The 20,661-nt window shown below is 66.3% G+C and carries 17 protein-coding genes; 15 read left to right on the top strand and 2 right to left on the bottom strand.

Features of this window, described 5'->3' with window-relative positions:
* Nucleotides 1–293 precede the first annotated feature (293 nt).
* From GGD90_RS01100 to GGD90_RS01080, 5 genes are all read left to right on the top strand, one after another.
* Entirely contained in the window at nt 294–2,705 is a 2,412-nt protein-coding gene (locus GGD90_RS01100; RefSeq protein WP_153115125.1) for a 3-hydroxyacyl-CoA dehydrogenase/enoyl-CoA hydratase family protein, read from the top strand.
* Between the two features lie 37 nt (nt 2,706–2,742).
* Nucleotides 2,743–3,945, top strand: a complete 1,203-nt coding sequence (locus tag GGD90_RS01095) for an acetyl-CoA C-acyltransferase (RefSeq protein ID WP_153115126.1) — start codon at nt 2,743–2,745, stop codon at nt 3,943–3,945.
* Between the two features lie 158 nt (nt 3,946–4,103).
* Nucleotides 4,104–4,607, top strand: coding sequence for a DUF4442 domain-containing protein (locus GGD90_RS01090; protein WP_153115127.1), 504 nt, complete (start codon nt 4,104–4,106; stop codon nt 4,605–4,607).
* A 183-nt stretch (nt 4,608–4,790) separates the two neighbouring features.
* A complete protein-coding gene (locus GGD90_RS01085) occupies nt 4,791–5,474 on the top strand; it encodes a DUF2802 domain-containing protein (protein ID WP_153115128.1) in 684 nt (227 codons plus the stop codon).
* Nucleotides 5,475–5,524: 50 nt separating this feature from the next.
* Nucleotides 5,525–6,316: an SPOR domain-containing protein gene (locus tag GGD90_RS01080; RefSeq protein ID WP_153115129.1), complete on the top strand. Its 792-nt coding sequence runs from the start codon at nt 5,525–5,527 to the stop codon at nt 6,314–6,316.
* 134 nt (nt 6,317–6,450) lie between these two features.
* Here GGD90_RS01080 and GGD90_RS01075 read toward each other — a convergent pair whose 3' ends face one another.
* On the bottom strand, nt 6,451–6,798 hold the full coding sequence (locus tag GGD90_RS01075; RefSeq protein ID WP_153115130.1) for a tetratricopeptide repeat protein: 348 nt from the start codon (nt 6,796–6,798) through the stop codon (nt 6,451–6,453).
* Nucleotides 6,799–6,981: 183 nt separating this feature from the next.
* Between GGD90_RS01075 and GGD90_RS01070 the strand changes: the two genes are divergently transcribed.
* From GGD90_RS01070 to GGD90_RS01045, 6 genes are all read left to right on the top strand, one after another.
* The gene (locus GGD90_RS01070; RefSeq protein ID WP_153115131.1) at nt 6,982–7,365 is read left to right on the top strand and encodes a Rid family detoxifying hydrolase; all 384 of its coding nucleotides are present in this window, start codon (nt 6,982–6,984) and stop codon (nt 7,363–7,365) included.
* Nucleotides 7,355–9,505, top strand: a complete 2,151-nt coding sequence (gene recG, locus GGD90_RS01065; protein WP_228273618.1) for an ATP-dependent DNA helicase RecG — start codon at nt 7,355–7,357, stop codon at nt 9,503–9,505. The genes GGD90_RS01070 and recG overlap by 11 nt, the downstream gene beginning before the upstream one ends.
* An 18-nt stretch (nt 9,506–9,523) precedes the next feature.
* The gene (locus tag GGD90_RS01060; RefSeq protein WP_153115133.1) at nt 9,524–10,831 is read left to right on the top strand and encodes an MFS transporter; all 1,308 of its coding nucleotides are present in this window, start codon (nt 9,524–9,526) and stop codon (nt 10,829–10,831) included.
* Between the two features lie 320 nt (nt 10,832–11,151).
* Nucleotides 11,152–12,087: a 4-hydroxybenzoate octaprenyltransferase gene (gene ubiA, locus GGD90_RS01055; RefSeq protein ID WP_407690624.1), complete on the top strand. Its 936-nt coding sequence runs from the start codon at nt 11,152–11,154 to the stop codon at nt 12,085–12,087.
* Between the two features lie 55 nt (nt 12,088–12,142).
* Complete coding sequence (gene ubiD, locus GGD90_RS01050) at nt 12,143–13,618, top strand: 4-hydroxy-3-polyprenylbenzoate decarboxylase (RefSeq protein ID WP_153115134.1); 1,476 nt, start codon at nt 12,143–12,145, stop codon at nt 13,616–13,618.
* A 58-nt stretch (nt 13,619–13,676) separates the two neighbouring features.
* Complete coding sequence (locus GGD90_RS01045) at nt 13,677–14,087, top strand: DUF4870 family protein (RefSeq protein ID WP_153115135.1); 411 nt, start codon at nt 13,677–13,679, stop codon at nt 14,085–14,087.
* A 12-nt stretch (nt 14,088–14,099) separates the two neighbouring features.
* On the opposite strand, the gene dacB is transcribed toward GGD90_RS01045, so the two are convergent.
* Nucleotides 14,100–15,455, bottom strand: coding sequence for a D-alanyl-D-alanine carboxypeptidase/D-alanyl-D-alanine endopeptidase (gene dacB, locus GGD90_RS01040; RefSeq protein ID WP_228273619.1), 1,356 nt, complete (start codon nt 15,453–15,455; stop codon nt 14,100–14,102).
* A gap of 187 nt (nt 15,456–15,642) precedes the next feature.
* On the opposite strand from dacB, the gene GGD90_RS01035 reads away from it, so the two are divergent.
* The 4 genes from GGD90_RS01035 (at nt 15,643) to GGD90_RS01020 (ending at nt 20,155) form a co-directional block, all read left to right on the top strand.
* Nucleotides 15,643–16,230, top strand: a complete 588-nt coding sequence (locus GGD90_RS01035) for a PilZ domain-containing protein (protein ID WP_153115136.1) — start codon at nt 15,643–15,645, stop codon at nt 16,228–16,230.
* A gap of 22 nt (nt 16,231–16,252) precedes the next feature.
* Nucleotides 16,253–17,893, top strand: coding sequence for a methyl-accepting chemotaxis protein (locus tag GGD90_RS01030; protein WP_153115137.1), 1,641 nt, complete (start codon nt 16,253–16,255; stop codon nt 17,891–17,893).
* Between the two features lie 262 nt (nt 17,894–18,155).
* Complete coding sequence (locus tag GGD90_RS01025) at nt 18,156–18,470, top strand: DUF485 domain-containing protein (protein ID WP_153115138.1); 315 nt, start codon at nt 18,156–18,158, stop codon at nt 18,468–18,470.
* Nucleotides 18,467–20,155, top strand: a complete 1,689-nt coding sequence (locus tag GGD90_RS01020; protein WP_153115139.1) for a cation acetate symporter — start codon at nt 18,467–18,469, stop codon at nt 20,153–20,155. The genes GGD90_RS01025 and GGD90_RS01020 overlap by 4 nt, the downstream gene beginning before the upstream one ends.
* Nucleotides 20,156–20,661: the final 506 nt, after the last annotated feature.

Below are 20,661 nucleotides of genomic sequence, written 5' to 3'. Positions count from 1 at the left end.
TCGCCGGACGAAACGCCCCGCTCTGCCGGGGCGTTTTTTTTCGTCTTGCGTCCGGTTCGGGCGCTTGACCGGCGCTCGGTTCGTACTACAATTCAAACGTTCGTTTAAATTGCTTTACCCCGTGTTTCTGCATTTCCGCTCCGGGGCGTTCCCGGCGTAACTGTTTTCGACCTTGCCTTTCCTCCAGGCGTCCGCATTCCCCGTCTTTGGTCTCCCATGATCTGGCAGATGAGGCGGTGTGCGTTCGTGCGGAAGCAGTGCAAGGCGTCAATCCGACCCATCAGGAGGACAGCTTGAGCAATTTCATCGTACGCAAGGCCGCAGTGCTGGGCGCCGGTGTCATGGGCGCGCAGATTGCGGCGCATCTGGCCAATGCCGAAACGCCGGTCGTGCTTTTCGACCTGGCCGCCAAGGACGGCGACCCGAACGGAATCGTCAAAAAGGCCATCGACGGCCTGAAGAAGCTTGAGCCGTCGCCGCTGGCCACGGCCGACCGCGTGCTCTACATCGACGCCGCTAACTACGACCAGCACCTCGAACAACTGCGTGGCTGTGACCTGATCATCGAGGCCATCGCCGAGAAAATGGAGTGGAAGGACGATCTCTACCGCAAGATCGCGCCGTATATCGCTCCTGACGCGATCATCGCCTCGAACACCTCGGGTCTGTCGATCAACCGTCTGGCCGAGGCGCTGCCCGAGTCGCTACGCCCGCGCTTCTGCGGCATCCACTTCTTCAATCCGCCGCGCTACATGCGGCTGGTCGAACTGATCGCGACGCGCGAAACCGCAGCGACGCTGCTCGACGACCTCGAGTCCTGGCTGGTGTCGCGTCTCGGCAAGGGCGTGGTGCGCGCGCTCGATACGCCGAACTTCGTCGCCAACCGCGTCGGCGTCTTCTCCATGCTCGCCGCGATGCACCACACGCAGCGTCTCGGCCTCGGCTTCGACGAGGTCGACGCGCTGACCGGCCCGCTGATCGGCCGGCCGAAGAGCGCCACCTACCGCACTGCCGACGTGGTCGGTCTCGACACCATGGCGCACGTCATCAAGACGATGCAGGACACGCTGCCGAACGATCCGTGGGCTGCCTACTACGCGCAGCCCAAGTGGCTGACGGCGCTGATCGGCAAGGGCGCGCTCGGCCAGAAGACGCGCTGCGGCATCTTCCGCAAGGACGGCCGCGCGATCAAGGTGCTCGATCTCGCCGCGCAGGATTACCGCGACGCGCTGCCCGCCGACAAGGCGGTGGCGCCGGAAGTCTTCGCCATCCTCAAGATCAGGAATCCGGCCGAGAAGTTTGCCGCGCTGCGCGCCTGCGAACATCCGCAGGCGCAGTTCCTGTGGGCGATCTTCCGCGACGTATTCCACTACTGTGCCTTCCATCTCGCCGACATCGCCGACAACGCACGGGATGTCGACTTCGCCATGCGCTGGGGCTTCGGCTGGGCGCAGGGTCCGTTCGAAACCTGGCAGGCGGCCGGCTGGCAGGCGATCGCCGATGCCGTGGCCGAAGACATCGCTGCTGGTCGCGCCTTGACGGCAGCGCCGCTGCCGGCCTGGGTTGCCGGCCGGAATGGTGACAAACCCGGCGTTCACGCCGCCGAGGGTTCGTACTCCGCCTCGGCCAACACGCTGCGTCCGCGCTCGACGCTGCCGGTTTACCAGCGCCAGCTCTTCCCCGAGCGCGTCTTTGGCGAACCGGCGCTGCCGTTCACGCACGCCGGCGAAACCCTGTTCGAGAACGCCGGCCTGCGCCTGTGGCGCCTGCCGTCGGTCGACGCCGACATCGGCATCGTCTCCTTCCGCAGCAAGATGCACGCGCTCGGCCGCGACGTCATCGAAGGCCTGCAGCAGGCGGTCGGCTACGCCGAAGCCAACCTCAAGGGGCTGGTGCTGTGGCACGACGCGCCCTTTGCCGTCGGCGCCAACCTCAAGGAAGTGGCCGAGAGCGTCGCTGCCGGCCAGTTCGATCTGCTCGAGACTTACGTTGCCGCCTTCCAGGATGCGTCGATGTCGCTCAAGTACGCCAAGGTGCCGGTGGTCGCCGCGGTGCAGGGCATGGCGCTCGGCGGTGGTTGTGAGTTCCTGATGCACTGCGCGCGCCGCGTCGTCGCGCTCGAGTCGTACATCGGTCTGGTCGAGGCCGGCGTCGGCCTGATTCCGGCCGGTGGCGGCAGCAAGGAGTTTGCGCTGCGCGCAGCAGCGGCGGCGCCGAAGACGGCCAACGCCGATCCCTTCGACTTCATCGCGCCGGTGTTCCAGACCATCGCCATGGCCAAGGTGTCGAAGAGCGGGGCGCAGGCGCGTGAGCTCGGCTTCGTTCTCGACACCGACACGCTGCTGTTCAACGCCGACGAACTGCTCTACGTCGCGCTGCGCGAAGCGCGTACGCTGGCCGAGGCCGGTTACGCGCCGAAATTGTCGCCGCGCAAGGTGCGCGTCGCCGGCCGGCCGGGAATTGCCACGCTCGAAATGATGCTCGCCAACATGAAGGAAGGCGGCATGGTTTCGGCGCACGACTACGTCGTCGCCAAGGCGGCGGCAACGGCGCTGTGCGGCGGCGACGTCGAGGGTGGCAGCCTGGTTGACGAGAAGTGGTTGCTTACCGTCGAGCGCCAGCAGTTCGTCGCGCTGCTGAAGAACGAGAAGACCCAGCAGCGCATCGTGCACATGCTGGAAACCGGCAAGCCCCTGCGCAACTAAGGCTGACCCGAACGGATAGCCAAGGAGAAAAGACACCATGAGCAAACAGATTCAGGATGCCTACATCGTTGCCGCGACGCGTCTGCCGGTCGGCAAGCGCAAGGGAATGTTCGGCAACGTCCGCCCCGACGACATGCTGGCGCACGCGCTGAAGTCGGTCATCGCGCAGGCGCCGGGTTTCGACCCGGCCTTGCTCGACGACGTCATCGTCGGCTGCGCCATGCCGGAAGCCGAGCAGGGAATGAACGTCGCGCGCATCGGCGTGCTGCTTGCCGGGCTGCCGAATACGGTTCCCGGCATCACCATCAACCGCTTCTGTTCGTCGGGCGTGCAGGCCGTCGCCGACGCCGCGGCGCGCATCCGCCTCGGCGAAGCCGACGCGATCATCGCCGCCGGCACCGAAACGATGAGCCTGATGAGCCAGATGATGGGCAACAAGATCGCCATCAATCCGGCCATCTTCGAGAAGGACGAGAACACCGCCATCGCCTTCGGCATGGGCATCACCGCCGAGAAGGTCGCGCAGCGCTGGCAGGTGTCGCGCGAGGATCAGGACGCCTTCGCCGTCGCCTCGCACCAGAAGGCCGTTGCCGCCATCGCCGCCGGCAAGTTCCGCGACGAAATCTCGCCCTACACCGTCGTCAGCCATCTGCCTGACCTGAAAACCGGCCTGGTGCGCGTCAGCGAATTTGTCGCCGACACCGACGAGGGGCCGCGTCCCGACAGTTCGCTCGAACGTCTGGCGAAGCTGAAGCCGGTGTTCTCGGCGCGCGGTTCGGTCACCGCCGGCAACAGCTCGCAGATGTCCGACGGATCGGGCGCCGTGCTGGTCGTTTCCGAAAAGATCCTCAAGCAGTTCAATCTGAAGCCGCTGGCGCGCTTTGCCGGCTATTCGGTCGCCGGCGTGCCGCCCGAAATCATGGGCATCGGCCCGATCGAAGCGATTCCGCGCGCCTTGAGGCAGGCGGGAATCAGCCTGGCCGACGTCGACTGGATCGAGCTCAACGAAGCCTTCGCCGCGCAGGCGCTGGCGGTGATCCGCACGCTCGGCCTCGACCCGGCGAAGGTGAACCCGCTCGGCGGCGCCATCGCGCTCGGCCACCCGCTCGGCGCCACCGGCGCCATCCGCACGGCGACCGTCGTGCATGCGCTGCAGCGCGAAAAGCTGCGCTACGGCATGGTGACGATGTGCATCGGCACCGGCATGGGCGCCGCCGGCATCTTCGAGGCGATTCACTGAGGACGCACGCCGGCCCGTCCGGGTGACGGGCTCCGGCGCGATGTCCGTTCAGGCAGAATGGCGGTGGCGGCGTGCAGGCGGGCGTCGCCACTGTTTTTTCGTCGCTCGCCGTTTTTCCGATTCACCCGGCGGCCAGCATGGCTGCCGCGAGGAGCCGCATGCTGCCCAGTTTCTGGAACCGCATCCCTGCCGCCTGGCGACCCACGCTATTCCGCCTCGGCCTCAACTGGTTTCCGGCTTACCGCGCCACCGGTGGCCGGTTGCTGCATGTTTCGGCTGACCTGCGCCATATCGTCGTCCGCCTGCCCTTGACGCTGCGCACGCGCAACGGCGCCGGCACCACCTTTGGCGGCAGCCTCTACTCGGCCACCGATCCGATCTTCGCGCTGCTGCTGGCGATGAATCTCGGCCGTGATTACATCGTCTGGGACAAGGCGGCGTCGATCCGCTATCGCCGTCCGGGGCGCAGTGAGCTGTTCGCCGACTTTCGCATCAGCGAGGACGACATCGTTGCTGTGCGCGAAGCGGTTGGGCGTGACGGGCGTTGCGATCGTCACTTCCGCGTCGAATTCCGCGACGCCAAGGGGCTGGTACATGCCGAAATCAACAAGACCGTCTATATCGGCGCCCGCGAGCGCAAGGATGGCGGCGAGGGCAGTTGAGCTTCGCCTTGACCGGCGCGCCAGCCGGTATCACAGCTGCCGGCGTGGCGCCTGAGCAAAGCGCAGGCAGCCAGGCGCCCGCGAGCATCCGAAGGCGCTGGCGCATCCGTCCGGCATCGTCAAGCATCCCCGTTCGGCGACGGATCAAGGATAATACGGCGCAATACTGACTGCCGACCTGCGATGGATCCTGACTTCCTTGCCTCACTGACATGGCGCGATGCGCTGCTCGGCCTGGTTGCCGTGCTCGCGATCTACGTGCTCGTCGTCTTCTGGCGCATGCGTCGCCTGCAGGCGACGGCGGCGTCTGTCGTGCCGGCGGCGCAGGCGGGTGCTGCGCTCGCCGCCTATGGTGCGGTGGCGGCGGTCGACGATGCCGGAGACGGCGGCAAGCGTGGCGCCGCCAAGGCGGGCTGGGCTGCCGAGAACGCTGCGGCCGCTGCCGTAAGCGCTACCGCCGATCAGCCGGCAAGCACTGCGCCTGCGCCACCCGCGTTCGCCTGGAACGAGCCGCCGCCACAGCAGTTGGCAGACCAGCGCGATGTCGAGGCGCACGAACGCGAGCTGGCGCACCTGCGGGCGCTGTCGGCGGCGCTGAGCGAGCGTGTGGCGACGCTCGACACGAGCTTGAAGAGCCTGCGCAGCGAAGTGCGCGGCGAGCTAGCCGCCTTGCGCGAGGAATTGCGCCGTGAAGTGGACGAGGTCAACTCCGCGCAGCACGTTTCGCCGCTTTACGGCGAAGCCATGCAGATGGCGCTGCAGGGTGCCGACGCCTCGGCGATTTCGGAGCGTTGCGGGATTGCCCGCGCCGAAGCCGAACTGGTCGTCGCCTTGACGCGCAAGGGCAACGACGAAAGCGTCCATTGATTCAGGCAAGAAACGATCGCCTTGGGGGGCAGCAATGAGGGAGGGAAGGCATGGCTGAGAAGACTGGAGCCGCCGGGGCGAAGCCCGAGGCGCCCGACATCAGGCGCAAGCTCGTCTGGCGGATGGGCGTGGCGGGGCTGATGATCGCGCTGCTGCTGGGCGCACTGGCCCTCTTTGACCGCCTCAACGCGCCCGACGACGAGGACGATGCGGCACCGACCTACACGGCGCCGGTACCGACTGCGAAGCAGGAAGTGTCGCAGCCGGTAACGACTGCCCCGGCCAGCAGCGAGCCCGCTGCCAGCGTAACAACGCCGGAAAAACCTGCCGAACCCGAAGGCAGCGCCGCGCCGGTGACGCCGGCGACTGCTGCCGCAGCGGCGGCGGAAGCGCCGCAACGGCCGCAAGTTGCCGCACAGCCCTCGCTACCGGCCGCCGCGCGCAGCGGCACGCCGGCGCGCAGTGCTCCGGCGCCGGCCGGCAAAGCTGCGGCCAGTTCCCCAGCCACTGCCGTTCCGGCAGCGGCGGCAGGCGCAAACAACGCCGCTACGCGCCCGCCGGCAGCCAGCAGCGCCGATGCCGCGCCGCCCAGCCTGCCGGCGCCGCTGGTGCCGCGTCTGCTTAACGGCTATGCGCTGCAGGCCGGCGTTTTCGCCGATACGCGTCGCGCCGAAGAACTACACGCCTTGCTGACGCTCAACGGCATCCCGTCGACGATCGAAACGCGCGTTCAGGCCGGTCCCTTCCGCAATCGCGCCGAAGCGGTGGCGGCGCGCGAAAAGATGCAGTCGCTCGGTGTCGACTCGGTGCTCTTGCCGCCCAAGCGCAGCGCGCGCCAGTAGGAGGGACCTTGTAAGTGCTCGCTCGCCTGGCGCGCCCGGTATCGCGCCAGCGTTGCGCGCCGCTCGGTGAATCCTCGCCAGAGAATCGCCGCAAGGTGGGGCGCTTCGGGGCGGAGCTGATCCCCCGATTCTGCCTACTGCGCCGCGCTGGCGGCCGCTGCCAGTGTTTTCTCCAGCCGGCGTGCGAACACGCGCATCTCCTTTACCGCTTGCACATCGCCGCGCGCTGCGGCCGCATCAACACCGCGCCTGAACGCGTTGAGCGCCGCTTCGCTCTGCCCTGTTTCCGCCAGTGCCCGGCCGAGCAGTTTCCAGCTGGCCGAATGTGTTTCGTCGCGCTCAATGGCTTCGCGCAGGCGTCGCACTGCTGCTACCGCGTCACCCGCGGCGAGCAGCGCCGCGCCGAGCGAATAGCGCAACAGCGCGCCGTCGCGCGCGCCGCCGAGCAGTTGTTCGAGTTGCCGGATGCGTTGCTCGTCCATGGCTTTCCTTGATCGCGCTGGTGGGCGGGTGCCCTGTCCGCTGACGGACACTGCGCCGGGCGGGGGGCTTCCGCGAGAAATTCCGGCGACCTGCTTCCAGCGGTAATATCACCTTGTTGCGGATGCGGCTGCGTGCATTACGGCCAGCGCGTCCGCCCCTTTCCGTCATTCAAGGACAACGCAATGAGCAAAACGATCATTTCCACTCCCGACGCGCCGGCGGCGATCGGCACCTATTCGCAGGCGGTGCGTGTCGGCGATACCGTCTATCTGTCCGGGCAGATCGGCCTCGACCCGCAGACGATGGCGCTGGTCGAAGGCATCGATGCGCAGATCGACCGCGTTTTCGCCAACCTCAAGGCAGTGGCCGAAGCCGCTGGCGGTTCGCTCGCCGACATCGTCAAGCTCAACGTCTTTCTCGTCGACCTCGACGATTTCGGCAAGGTCAATGAGGCGATGACGCGCTATTTCGCCGCGCCCTTCCCGGCACGGGCGGCAATCGGCGTTGCCGCGCTGCCGCGCGGTGCGCGTGTCGAGGCCGACGGCGTGCTGGTGCTTGGCGACTGATCCTGCCGCCGGCGGCGAAGCCATTGCCGCACCGGCAGCCCTGCGTTCGCGGCTCGAACGCCTCGGCCTGCGCCGCAACGAAGACCTCGTCCTGCACCTGCCGCTGCGCTACGAGGACGAAACGCAGCTGACGACGGTCGCCGCGGCGCAGCCGGGCGTCAGCGTTCAGCTCGAAGTCGAGGTGCTCGACGTTGCCGTGCAGTTCCGGCCGCGCCGGCAGCTGCTGGTACGCGCGCGCGACGCCAGCGGCGAGCTGTGGCTGCGCTTCCTCAATTTCTACGGCAGCCAGACGCGCAGTCTCGAAGGCGTGCGCGACGACGGCCGCCGCCTGCGCGTTTTCGGCGAAGTGCGTTCCGGCTTTCTCGGCGCCGAGATGGTGCATCCACGGCTGCGCCCGGTCGACGCCGATGCGCCGCTGTCGTCGGCGCTGACGCCGGTCTACCCGACGACGGCGGGAGTCGGCCAGGCGAGCTTGCGCCGGCTGATCGCGCGGGCGCTGGCGAGCGTGCCGCTGAACGACACCTGTTCGCCGGCCGAGCTGTTCGGCGGCGGTTCAGAGATAGCGGCCGCGTCGGTAGCCGCAGCAGAGGCCAAATCAGCTGCCGAATTCACCGCCAGATTGGTGCCGCCCGCGCCAACGCTGTGGGATTTCGCCCGCGCCGTCACTTACCTGCACGCGCCGCCGCCCGACGCGCCGGAAGAGTCGCTGCAGGCGCGCACGCATCCGGCCTGGCGACGAATCAAGTTCGACGAGCTGCTGGCGCAGCAGCTGTCCTTGAAGCGCGCCAGCCTCGCCCGCCGGCGCATCGGTGCGCCGCTGCTGGCGGCGCCCGGCGAACTCGCGCGTGCACTGCTGGCAGCTTTGCCGTTTCCGCTCACCGGCGCGCAACGCCGTGTCGGTGCGGAGATCGCCGCCGATCTGGCGCGGCCCTATCCGATGCAGCGCCTGCTGCAGGGCGATGTCGGCAGCGGCAAGACGATCGTCGCCGCGCTCGCCGCGTGTCAGGCGATCGAAGCCGGTTATCAGGCGGCGTTCATGGCGCCGACCGAAATCCTCGCCGAGCAGCATTATCTGAAGCTGTCGGCGTGGCTCGAACCGCTCGGCGTCTCCGTTGCCTGGCTGTCGGGCAGCCAGAAGAAGTCGCAGAAGCGCGCGGCGCAGGCGCAGGCTGCCGCTGGTGCGCAACTGGTCGTCGGCACGCACGCGCTGATCCAGCAGGATGTCGACTTCGCCCGCCTCGGGCTGGCCATCGTCGACGAGCAGCACCGCTTCGGCGTCGCGCAGCGCCTCGAACTGCGGCGCAAGGGCGATTCGCCGCACCAGCTGATGATGTCGGCGACGCCGATCCCGCGCACGCTGGCGATGAGCTACTACGCCGACCTCGACGTATCGACGCTCGACGAACTGCCGCCAGGGCGCACGCCGGTGCGCACCAAGCTCGTCTCCGACTCGCGTCGCGACGAAGTGATCGCTCGCCTGCGCGACGCCGTCGCGCTTGGCCGGCAGGCCTACTGGGTGTGCCCGCTGATCGAGGAGTCGGAAAAACTGCAGCTGCAGACGGCGATCGAGACGCACGCGCTGCTCGCCGAAGAGCTCGTTGGCCTGCGCGTCGGGCTCGTTCATGGCCGCCTGAAGGCTGCCGAGAAAGCGGCGACGATGGCCGCCTTTGCCGCCGGCGAGATCGACGTGCTGGTGGCAACGACGGTGATCGAAGTCGGCGTCGACGTGCCCAACGCCAGCCTGATGGTGATCGAGCACGCCGAACGCTTCGGTCTGTCGCAGTTGCACCAGCTGCGCGGCCGCGTCGGTCGCGGCGCCGCCGAGTCGGCGTGCGTGCTGCTCTATCAGGGGCCGCTGTCGGCGACGGCGCGCGCGCGTCTGCGCGTCATCCACGAAACCGCCGACGGCTTCGAGATTGCCCGCCACGACCTGCAATTGCGTGGTCCCGGCGAGTTTGTCGGCAGCCGGCAGTCGGGAACGCCCTTGTTGCGTTACGCTGATCTCGAAACCGACGTCGATCTGATCGAACTGGCGCGCGACGCCGCGGCGCGCCTGCTCGCCTCGCCCAGCGGCCAGCCCGCGGTCGAGCGCCATCTGGCGCGCTGGCTCGGCTGGCGCGAAGAACTTCTGAAAGCCTGAAACGATGAGCGCCAAAAGATGAGCGCCTTTTCCCTGCTCGGCAGCCGCCGCTTTGGCCCCTTCTTCGCCACGCAGTTTCTCGGCGCCTTCAACGACAACCTGTTCAAGAACGCGCTGATCGTGCTGCTCACCTTCCGCGCCGCGCAGTGGACGACGCTCGACGCCGGCATCCTTGCCAATCTCGCCGGCGGCATCTTCATCCTGCCCTTCTTCCTCTTCTCGGCAACTGCCGGGCAACTGGCCGACAAGTTCGACAAGGCGATGCTCGCGCGCGCGGTGAAACTGCTCGAAATGGCGATCATGGCCGTTGCCGGCGCCGGCTTCTACCTGCACCACCTGCCGCTGCTGTTTGGCGCGCTGTTCCTGCTCGGCCTGCATTCGACGCTGTTCGGGCCGGTGAAGTACGCGCTGCTGCCACAGCATCTGGCGAGCAGCGAACTCGTCGGTGGCAACGCGCTGGTCGAGGCCGGTACCTTCGTCGCCATCCTCATCGGCACGCTCGCCGGTGGCCTGCTCGCCGCCGCCAGCTTCGCGCCGGCGTGGATCGCGCTCGCCGGCTTCGCCGTCGCCGCCATCGGCTACGCGAGCAGTCGCGCCATTCCGCCAGCGCCGGCACCCGCTCCGGCGCTGCGCCTCAACGCCAATCCCTTCACGGAAACCTGGCGCAACATCGCCTTCGCGCGCAGCGAACGCAGCGTCTTCCTCGCCATCATCGGCATCTCTTGGTTCTGGCTCTACGGCGCGCTGTTCCTCGCGCAGTTCCCGGGGCTGGCGAAAAACATCCTTGGTGGCGACGAGGGCGCGGTGACGCTGCTGCTGGCGACCTTCACCGTCGGCATCGGCGCCGGTTCGCTGCTCTGCGAACGTCTCTCCGGCAAGCGGCTGGAGATCGGGCTGGTGCCTTTCGGCGCGCTCGGGCTGACGCTGTTCGGCCTCGATCTCGCGCTGGCCGCACCGGCATCGCTGCCGACCGCGGCGCCGCTCGCCGTCGGCGCCCTGCTGGCGCAGCCCGGAACGTGGCGCCTGCTCGGCGACCTGCTCGCACTCGGCATCTGCGGCGGGCTGTTCATCGTGCCGCTGTACGTCGTCATGCAGGTCGACAGCGAGGTGGCGCATCGTGCGCGCATCATCGCCGCCAACAACATCTTCAACGCGCTGTTCATGGTCGGCGGCGCACTCGGCGCCGCGGCGCTGCTCGCTGCCGGCGTCAGCGTGCCGGGACTGTTCGCCATCGGCGCCGCCGGCAACGCGCTGGCGGCGCTGTGGCTGTTCCTGCGCGCGCCCGACTATCCAAGGCGCGCGCTGGCTTTGCTGCGGCGCCGCTGAGGGGCGGGTGCAAGTCCTAGCAGCAGCGTCCAGCGCCGACCAGCCAACTGATCTGATTCCCGAGCTTGCACGGCAGCCAGCAAAGGCGGGCAGGGGCCGGGCAACGATTTGTGCAGCCATGAGGCGCCCGGCCCCTGCCCGCCGTCGCGCCGCGATACACACCCCGGCGAACTCAACAGCCAACTCCCCGCTGCCGCTCTTGGGCGCGCCCCCGTGTCCGCCCGCCTTTCGGCATCCGAGCAAGCCCGCATCCAGCCCGTAGCGAGCTTGAATCCAGCCAGTAACGGCCCGCGCGCCGAAAGCCCCATCCGGCAGCTAAAATGGCGGCCATGGAACACGTGCCCAATCCCGCGTCCGGTCCGACGCCGCCGGCTCCGATGAGCCTGCGCGAACGCCTCGACCACTACGAAAAGCTGATGCGGCTCGACAAGCCGATCGGCATCCTGCTTCTGCTCTGGCCGACTTTCTGGGCGCTGTGGCTGTCCTCGCTCGGGCATCCGAACTGGGCAGTGGTGTGGATCTTCACGCTCGGCACCGTGCTGATGCGTTCGGCCGGCTGTGTCATCAACGATTTCGCCGATCGCAAGTTCGACCCGCATGTCGAGCGCACGCGAATGCGCCCGCTGGCGGCGGGCAAGGTGACGAGCAAGGAGGCGCTGATCCTTTTTGCCGTTCTCGTCATCGTTTCCTTCGGCCTCATCCTGCCGCTGAAAAGCTGGCTGATCATCGGCCTGTCGGTGGTGGCGCTGTTTCTTGCCGCCAGCTATCCCTTCACCAAGCGCTTCTTCGCCATCCCGCAGGCCTACCTCGGCATCGCCTTCGGCTTCGGCATCCCGATGGCCTACGCCGCGCACCTCGATGCGGTGCCGGCCGAGGCCTGGTGGCTGCTGCTCGCCAACATCTTCTGGGCGGTCGCCTACGACACCGAGTACGCGATGGTCGACCGCCCCGATGACCTGAAGATCGGCATCAAGACCTCGGCGATCACCTTCGGCCGCTTCGACGTCGCCGCGGTGATGGCCTGCTACGCCGCCACCTTTGCGCTGATCGCCTGGGTCGGCCACGGGCTGCGTCTCGGCACATGGTTCTACCTCGGCATCGCCGTCGCCGTCGGCATCTCGCTCTATCACTGGACGCTGATCCGCCACCGCGAAGGGCCTCCGTGTTTCAAGGCCTTCCTGCACAACAACTGGATCGGCGCGGCGATTTTCGCTGGCATCGCGCTCGATTTCTTCTTCGCCGACGGCGGCTTCTGAGGGCGCCTTCCGCCCGCCACCGTTCCGCCCCACTCACGCTAACCGGCCTGCTGCGATGAAATATCAAGACCTGCGCGACTTCATCGCGCAACTGGAAAAGATCGGCGAACTCAAGCGCGTCAGCGTTCCCGTCGACACGCGCCTGGAAATGACCGAGATCTGCGACCGCGTGCTGCGCGCGGGCGGGCCGGCGATCCTCTTCGAAAAGCCGACCACCGGCGGCGTCGCCTGCGACATTCCGGTGCTTGCCAACCTGTTCGGTACGCCGCGCCGCGTCGCGCTCGGCATGGGCGAGGAATCGGTCGACGCGCTGCGCGAAGTCGGCAAGCTGCTCGCCTTCCTCAAGGAGCCCGAGCCGCCGAAGGGGCTCAAGGACGCTTGGGACAAGCTGCCGGTGTTCCGCCAGGTGCTCAACATGGCGCCGAAAGCGGTGTCGTCGGCGCCGTGTCAGGAAGTGGTGATCGAAGGTGACGCGGTCGATCTGGCGCGTCTGCCGATCCAGCACTGCTGGCCGGGCGACGTCGCGCCGCTGATCACCTGGGGGCTGACGGTGACGCGCGGGCCGCAGAAGTCGCGGCAGAACCTCGGCATCTACCGGCAGCAGGTGATCGGCCGCAACAAGCTGATCATGCGCTGGCTGGCGCATCGCGGCGGCGCGCTCGACTTCCGCGACCACTGTCTGGCGCATCCGGGCGAGCCTTTCCCGGTGGCGGTGGCGCTCGGCGCCGATCCGGCGACGATTCTCGGCGCGGTGACGCCGGTTCCCGATTCGCTCTCCGAATACCAGTTCGCCGGCTTGCTGCGTGGCGCGCGTAGCGAAGTTGTCAAATGTCGCGGCAACGATCTGCAGGTGCCGGCGTCGGCCGAGATCGTCCTCGAAGGCCATATCGATCCGGCGGAAACGGCGCTCGAAGGTCCCTACGGCGACCACACCGGCTATTACAACGAGCAGGCGCAGTTTCCGGTATTCACCGTCGAGCGCATCACCATGCGCCGCAACCCGATCTATCACAGCACCTACACCGGCAAGCCGCCCGACGAGCCGGCGATGCTCGGCGTTGCGCTCAACGAGGTGTTCGTGCCACTGCTGCAGAAGCAGTACGCGGAGATCGTCGACTTCTACCTGCCACCCGAGGGCTGTTCCTACCGGCTGGCCGTGGTCAGCATCAAGAAACAGTACGCCGGCCACGCGCGCCGCATCATGTTCGGCATCTGGAGCTTCCTGCGCCAGTTCATGTACACCAAGTTCATCATCGTCGTTGATGACGATGTGGATGTGCGCGACTGGAAGGAAGTGATCTGGGCGCTGACGACGCGCGTCGACGCCGCGCGCGACACGCTGATCGCCGACAACACGCCGATCGACTACCTCGATTTCGCCAGCCCGGTTTCCGGGCTCGGCAGCAAGATGGGAATCGACGCGACCAACAAGTGGCCGGGCGAAACGAACCGCGAGTGGGGAACGCCGATCGTCATGGACGCGACGGTGAAAGCGCGCGTCGATTCGCTATGGGCGGAGCTGGGGTTGTGAGCTGGCGCCTTCTTTGTGCCGGCAGTAGCGCGCGCTTGCCTGTCGGGTGCCGCCAGCCATGAGCGGCCTGCCGCCGACGCCGCTGCCGGGCGAGGAATCGCTGATTCGCGTCACGCACCTCGTCTATGCGCTGCATGCCTTCTCGGCGCTGACCGGCATCTTCGGCGCGGCCAGCGTCATCGGTGCCTTTCTCGTCGGCTGGCCGTCGATCATCGCCGTCATCATCAACTACGTGAAGCGCCCCGACGCCAACGGTACCTGGCTGGAAAGCCACTTCCGCTGGCAGATCCGCACTTTCTGGTTCGCCGCGCTGTGGGCGCTGATCGCCATCGTTTGCGCGCTGACCGTGATTGGCCTGCCGCTGGCGATCGTCGCCTGGTGCGTGCTGACGCTGTGGCTGATCTACCGCGTGGCGCGCGGCTGGCTGGCCTTGTCCGGGCGGCGGCCGGTCGGCGACGCTGCCGCCTGAGCGCGGCGCGCTTCAGCGCTCGGCCACCCAGCCGAGCAGTGCGTCGATCGCCGGTTTGCCGAGCCGCGCGCGCGGATCGTTGATCAGGCAGACGGCGACCCAGCGCCGGCCGCTGTTGTCGAGCACGTAGCCGGCGATGGCGCGAACGCCTTCCAGATAGCCCGTTTTCAGATGCGCGCGGCCGCTCGCCGGGCTGTCGCCGAGCCGCTTCTTCAAGGTGCCATCGACGCCGGCGACGGGCAGCGAGGACATCAGCTCGGGCATCACCGGGCTCTGCCAGGCGGCGAGCAGCAGGCGGGCGAGGCCGTCGGCCGAAATGCGCTCGACGCGTGACAGCCCCGAGCCGTTGTCGAGCACCAGTTCCGGGATGTTGATCCCTTTGCCGGCAAGCCAGCTATTGACGCGCTTCCGCGCCGTTTCGGTGCTCGCCGGGCGCTCGGCCGCCAGCGTCAGGAACAGCTGCCGTGCCATGACATTGTTGCTGTACTTGTTGATGTCGCGAACGATGTCGGCGAGTGGCGGCGATTCCTGCACGGCAAGCGTGCGTGCAGCCGCCGGCGTCGGCGCCGCGCGCACGCGGCCGGCGAGCGTGCCGCCGAGTTCGTTCCACAAGGCGCGGAACAGGCGTTCGACCTGCACATCGGCCGGCCACGGCGACAGCTGCAGCGCCTTTTCGCCGCAGCTCGCCGGGAATACGCCGGACAGCTCGATGGTGTCGCCATTACTCGTTGCTTTCAGCTTTTCGCGCCAGTCGCCGCAGCTTTCGTCGACCAGCTTCAGGCGGTTGGCGACGCGCAGATTCTGGTCCGGCGTTTCCGCGATCACCGTCACTGCCCGTCGTTCGCTGTCGGCGAGCAGCGACAGGCGGACGGCGTCGAGGTTGACGAGCAGCGCGTCGGGGCCGGCGTTGTAGGGGCGCAGCGGCTCGTTGTCGAAGGCCGCCGGGTCGTGCGCCGGCAGCTTGAAGGCGCTGCGGTCGAGCACCAGATCGCCGCCGACTTCGCTGATGCCGCGTGCGCGCAGCTGGCGCAGCAGCAACCAGAACGCCTCCTGCGACAAGCGCGGATCGCCGCTGCCGCGCAGGTAAAGATTGCCGGCGATGCGGCCGTTGGCCGGGGGTGCGTCGGCGAGCGCTTCGGTTTTCCAGGTGAAGGCGGGGCCGAGCAGTTCAAGGCCGGCGTAAGTGGTGACGAGCTTCATCGTCGACGCCGGATTCATCGGCAGGCGCGCGTTATGCGTCAGCAGCGGCTGTGGCGCATCGACAGCCTGGACGACGATGGCGACATTGCGCGGCGCAATGCCGGCCTCACGCAGCGCCGCGCTGACGGTCGTGGGCAGCTCGTCGGCAAGCACAGTTCCAGCGAACATGGCCGACATCGCCAGCATGAGAAAGTGACGGATATAAGTCATTGAAAGTAAATAAGAATTTTATATCAACTTGATCTATGTGGAAACCTGATACGCTTATTGGCGTTTATTGCTTGTCTTGCGCGATGTTTTGCGTGTCGTTCGATGTCAAACCGCTGGCTTTCCGCCTGCCCGTATTTTTCCGACCATGAATGAACAGCGCCGCCACCGCCGAATCCGCTTCGCGCACCCGCCAACGGTGACGATTGGCCAGCGCGGTCGTCTCGGCGAAGGCGAGTTGCACAACCTGTCTCTTGGTGGCCTGATGCTGCGTACGGCTTTGCCGCTGCGGACCGGCGAGTCCTTCGGTTGCGAATTCTCGGTGTTCGGCTCGCCGCGCATCGACATGCCGGCGCAGGTGGTCAATTGTATCGGCGATCTCTACGGTGTCCGCTTCCAGGCGGGGCCGCTGAGCGAAGTGCTCATCCAGGAAGCCATCGACAAGGCGCTGGCCGAGGGCGAAGCCTCGATACTCAGCATACACGACGTCAATGGGCGCAAAGTCATGCGCATTTCCGGCGGGCTGAACAACCTGCTGGCCAGCGATTTCATGCACGGTCTTACCCGTGTCGGCGTTGCCGAGATTGATCTTTCTGAAGTCACCACCATCGATACCAATGGCGTCGCCTTGTGCATGATCGCCGCCGAGCAGTATCAGGTGAGTTTCGCGGCGATGTCGCCGCAGGTCCAGGCCATTTTGCATGCTGTGCTGCCTGGATTCTCCGGATCACAATGATTTCAACAGTGGAGTGACTTTGATGATTGATCGCATGACCCTCAAGGCGAAGATCGTATTACTGGTGGTGGCTGCATTGCTCGGCATGCTGGCCCTGGTTTCTCTGGCCGCATGGGAGATGCGCACCAATCTTGAGGACGGGCGTCGGCAGCAGGTACGCTCGGTGGTCGAGGTCGCTCACAACATCGCCATCCGCTATCAGCAGGAAGAGGCTGCCGGGCGGATGAGTCGCGAGCAGGCGCAGAAGGCAGCCAGCGAGGCGATCTTCGGCGCGCACTACGGTGGCACCGACAGCAAGAGTGACTATGTCTATGTTTTCAGCTATGAGGGCGATGGTGTCGTGCACGTCAATTCCAAGTTCGTCGGCAACAGGAGCATCAACGACGTCAAGGATGGCAAGGGCCGCTTTACCATCCGCGACATCATCGCCGGCGCCCAGGCCGATCCGCAGGGCGCTTATGTCGATAGCTCCTTCCCGCGGCCGGGGCAGACTGTCGGCGTGGACAAGCTGCAGTTCGCCAAGGCTTTCGAACCCTGGCGCTGGGTGATCGGTTCCGGCGTCTATATGGATGACATCGCAGCCGAGTTCCGGCACAAGTTGCTGCTGGCTCTGGCGGTGAGCGGTGCCCTGATCTTCGGCGTCGCCGTTATCGGCTTCATCGTCACGCGCGGCGTGTTGCGCCAGGTTGGCGGCGAGCCGCGCGAGGCGATCGCGCTGATGTCACGCGCGGCGGCCGGCGATCTGACGATTGCCACCGGTTCGGCAGCGAAGGGCAGCATGCTTGGCTCGTTCGGTGAAATGGTTTCGGCCTTGCGCGCCATGTTGATCGAGATCACCGACGGCGCGGCGCAAGTGACCAAGAATGCCGAGCGCATCGTCACGGCGTCGAGCGAGGTGGCGATCGCTTCGCAGCACCAGACCGACGCCACGTCTTCGATGGCCGCGGCGATCGAGGAGATGACGGTCAGCGTGACGCATATCTCGGACAGCGCAGCCGATACTGAGCGCGATGCGACCGAGTCGGTTCGCCTGGCCGATGAAGGTTCAAGTCGGGCGTTGGCGGCAAGCCGTGAGATCAACCGGATTTCGACAACGGTGAGCGATGCCTCGGAACGCATCCGCAGTCTCGAGGCGCGTGCCGCCGAGATTTCGTCGATTGCCGGTGTGATCAAGGGTATCGCCGCGCAGACCAATCTGCTGGCGCTCAACGCTGCAATCGAGGCGGCGCGTGCCGGTGAGCAGGGCCGTGGTTTCGCCGTCGTTGCCGATGAGGTCAGGCAACTCGCCGAGCGCACCTCGGCGGCGACCATCGAGATCGAGAAAATGATTACCGCGGTGCAGTCGGAAACCGGCGCGGCGGCGCATGTCATGGATGCGGCCTTGCCGGAAGTGGCCGAGGGCGTACGCTCGGCCGAGGGCGCCGCCGAATCGCTGCGGCAGATCCGTCGCGGTGCCGAAACGACGCTTGGGCACATCCGCGATGTTGCCGGTGCCACGCGCGAACAGAGCATCGTCAGCACCAGCATCGCCCAGCGCGTCGAAGAGATCGCGCAGATGGTCGAGGAAACGAGCGCCGCCACGCGCTCGACTGCCGAGTCGGCGACCGAACTCGAGCGCATCGCGACCGAGTTGCATACGCTGGTCAGCCGCTTCCGCTGTTGAGCTTGCGGGCGGCGGCCTTGCCGCCGCCCGTCAGTTTCGTCGCTCCGCCTGCGCGGCGACGAAACCCCGGGTTTTGCTGCCGTCATCGCGCATGGCGGCAGCAGACCTGTCCCCGGACCATCCTTCGCTGCTTGCGTTATTTATTGCGCAATCGCTTACGCATGGTGTCTTGCGTAAGCGGCGAGTAAGCATCCACGCCTACTGTCCACCTTGGCGTTCAGCCGGGTCGACAATTTTGCGGCCCATTTGCGCGGAGGAAAACATGAAAGACGACGTCGCGGCGCGCATCGCCGCCAATCCCAAGTATCAGAAGCTGAAAGGCACGCGAGCCTCGTTCAGCATCATCATGACTGTGCTGATGATGGTCGTCTATTACGGCTACATCCTGCTCATCGCCTTCAACAAGGAATGGCTGGGGACCAAGATCGGCGAAGGCATGGTCACCTCGGTCGGTATTCCGATGGGGCTCGGCGTGATCCTGTTTACGGTCATTCTGACCAATATCTATGTGCGTCGCGCCAACAGGGAATTCGATGCGCTGACCGCGGAAATCGTGCAAGAGGAGACGCGCAAATGATCAGTCAATTCACGCGCCAGATGCTGGCGCTGACGGCTGGCGTGCTGGCTGCCGGCGCTGCCGTCGCCGCTGGCGCCGACCTCGGCCAGACCAGCAAGCAGGCGACCAACTGGGTCGCCATCGCGATGTTTGCCGGCTTTGTCGGCCTGACCCTGTGGATCACCAAATGGGCGGCTGCCAAGACGCGTTCGGCGTCTGACTTCTACACCGCCGGCGGCAGCATCACCGGTTTCCAGAACGGCCTGGCGATCGCCGGCGACTACATGTCGGCGGCCTCGTTCCTCGGTATTTCCGGTCTGGTCTTCGCCAACGGCTTTGACGGCCTGATCTTCTCGATCGGCTGGCTGGTCGGCTGGCCGGTGATCACCTTCCTGATGGCCGAACGCCTGCGCAATCTCGGCAAGTACACCTTCGCCGACGTCGCCGCCTACCGCTTCTCGCAGACGCCGATCCGCACTTTCGCGGCGACCGGCTCGCTGGTCGTGGTGGCGTTCTACATGATCGCGCAGATGGTTGGTGCCGGTCAGCTGATCAAGGTGCTGTTCGGTCTCGAGTACCAGTACGCGGTGGTCATCGTCGGTGTGCTGATGATGCTCTACGTGCTCTTCGGCGGCATGACGGCGACGACCTGGGTGCAGATCATCAAAGCGTGCATGCTGCTCACCGGTGCCACCTTCATGGCGCTGGCGGTGCTCTACCAGTTCAGCTTCAATCCCGAAAAGCTGTTCGCCAAGGCGGTCGAGGTGCATGCCAAGCACGACCTGATCATGGCGCCGGGCGGCTTGATCAAGGACCCGATCTCGGCCATCTCGGTCGGTCTGGCGCTGATGTTCGGTACCGCCGGTCTGCCGCACATCCTGATGCGCTTCTTCACCGTGCCGAGTGCTGCCGAAGCGCGCAAGTCGGTTGGCTGGGCGACCACCTGGATCGGCTACTTCTACATCCTCACCTTCATCATCGGCTTTGGCGCCATCGTTCTGCTGACGCAGGATCCGGGTTCCTACTACGTCGATGGCGACATCAGCAAGGGTCTGAAGGGCGGCGGCAACATGGCCGCGGTGCACCTGGCCAACGCCGTTGGCGGCAACGTCTTCCTCGGCTTCATCTCGGCGGTGGCCTTCGCGACCATCCTCGCGGTGGTGGCGGGTCTGACCTTGTCGGGCGCCTCGGCGGTGTCGCACGACCTCTACGCCACGGTGTTCAAGAAGGGCAACGCCGATTCCGCTTCGGAGCTGCGTGTCTCGAAGATCACGACGATCTGCCTCGGCATTCTCGCCGTCTTCCTCGGTATCGCCTTCGAAAAGGAAAACGTCGCCTACATGGTGATGCTGGCCTTCGCCATCGCCTGCTCGGCCAACTTCCCGGTGCTGTTCATGTCGGTGCTGTGGAAGGATTGCACGACGCGCGGCGCAGTTGCTGGCGGCACGGTCGGCCTGCTGCTCTCGGTCGGTCTGACCATCGTCTCGCCGTCGGTGTGGGAGGCGGTGCTGCACCACGAGAAGGGCAGCGCGCTGTTCCCGTATTCGTCACCGGCACTGTTCTCGATGTCGGCTGCGTTCTTCACCATCTGGCTGGTATCGGTGCTCGACCGCAGCCAGCAGGCGGCCAAGGATCGTGCGGGCTTCCCGGCGCAGCAGGTGCGTTCGGAAACCGGTATCGGCGCTTCGACCGCAGGCGGCCACTAAGCGTCAAACCCTGTTCGGCGCCGTCGCAGGCGCCACTGTCGAGCGGCGGTGAGTGTTGAACCGCCAACTACCAAAAATCAGGCGCTTGCGAGCGCCTGATTTTTTTGGTTTTGAACCCGCGAGTCACTTAGTTTTGAATTTTGGGAAATCCGAGTCACTTAGTTTTGAATTAAGCCTAGCGGCAGAATATCTGAAGCGCCCCTTTGCGTCTGGAAAGGCGACCGTGCACCGCTCGCTGGCGCAAAGATACGCGCGAGACGACCGTTCGCCGCCGTAGGGCTGGCCGATCGTTGATGGTTTCAAAGGCCAGTAGGGGCAGCCCGGGGGGGCTATCCCGGCCTCGGCGTGCCGACTAATCTCGCACTTTGCTAGCGCACAACTGTGCCGTTTTCGCCGACATCCGATCAGCGCTGACTAACGAGGCTGCGGTTTCTTTCAGTTCGCGGGTGGCGCTCTTGGCTGCAGGGCTCCTTTGGTTGGTGCCTTGTGCTGATCGGGCTCCACAG

This window comes from Rhodocyclus tenuis (genome assembly GCF_014197755.1).
In the GTDB taxonomy this organism is placed as follows: Bacteria; Pseudomonadota; Gammaproteobacteria; order Burkholderiales; family Rhodocyclaceae; genus Rhodocyclus; species Rhodocyclus tenuis.
Note: the sequence above shows the minus strand (reverse complement) of the source record. Positions and strands in the feature narration are given on the sequence as shown.

Excerpts from the sequence above, each read along its gene's own strand:
- GGD90_RS01085 (WP_153115128.1), top strand. The coding sequence starts at position 4,791 with ATGGATCCTGACTTCCTTGCCTCACTGACATGGCGCGATGCGCTGCTC.
- ubiA (WP_407690624.1), top strand. The coding sequence starts at position 11,152 with ATGGCGGCCATGGAACACGTGCCCAATCCCGCGTCCGGTCCGACGCCG.
- dacB (WP_228273619.1), bottom strand. The coding sequence starts at position 15,455 with ATGTTCGCTGGAACTGTGCTTGCCGACGAGCTGCCCACGACCGTCAGC.
- GGD90_RS01060 (WP_153115133.1), top strand. The coding sequence starts at position 9,524 with ATGAGCGCCTTTTCCCTGCTCGGCAGCCGCCGCTTTGGCCCCTTCTTC.
- GGD90_RS01075 (WP_153115130.1), bottom strand. The coding sequence starts at position 6,798 with ATGGACGAGCAACGCATCCGGCAACTCGAACAACTGCTCGGCGGCGCG.
- GGD90_RS01025 (WP_153115138.1), top strand. The coding sequence starts at position 18,156 with ATGAAAGACGACGTCGCGGCGCGCATCGCCGCCAATCCCAAGTATCAG.
- GGD90_RS01095 (WP_153115126.1), top strand. The coding sequence starts at position 2,743 with ATGAGCAAACAGATTCAGGATGCCTACATCGTTGCCGCGACGCGTCTG.
- GGD90_RS01020 (WP_153115139.1), top strand. The coding sequence starts at position 18,467 with ATGATCAGTCAATTCACGCGCCAGATGCTGGCGCTGACGGCTGGCGTG.
- GGD90_RS01030 (WP_153115137.1), top strand. The coding sequence starts at position 16,253 with ATGATTGATCGCATGACCCTCAAGGCGAAGATCGTATTACTGGTGGTG.
- ubiD (WP_153115134.1), top strand. The coding sequence starts at position 12,143 with ATGAAATATCAAGACCTGCGCGACTTCATCGCGCAACTGGAAAAGATC.
- GGD90_RS01045 (WP_153115135.1), top strand. The coding sequence starts at position 13,677 with ATGAGCGGCCTGCCGCCGACGCCGCTGCCGGGCGAGGAATCGCTGATT.
- GGD90_RS01080 (WP_153115129.1), top strand. The coding sequence starts at position 5,525 with ATGGCTGAGAAGACTGGAGCCGCCGGGGCGAAGCCCGAGGCGCCCGAC.
- GGD90_RS01035 (WP_153115136.1), top strand. The coding sequence starts at position 15,643 with ATGAATGAACAGCGCCGCCACCGCCGAATCCGCTTCGCGCACCCGCCA.
- GGD90_RS01090 (WP_153115127.1), top strand. The coding sequence starts at position 4,104 with ATGCTGCCCAGTTTCTGGAACCGCATCCCTGCCGCCTGGCGACCCACG.
- GGD90_RS01070 (WP_153115131.1), top strand. The coding sequence starts at position 6,982 with ATGAGCAAAACGATCATTTCCACTCCCGACGCGCCGGCGGCGATCGGC.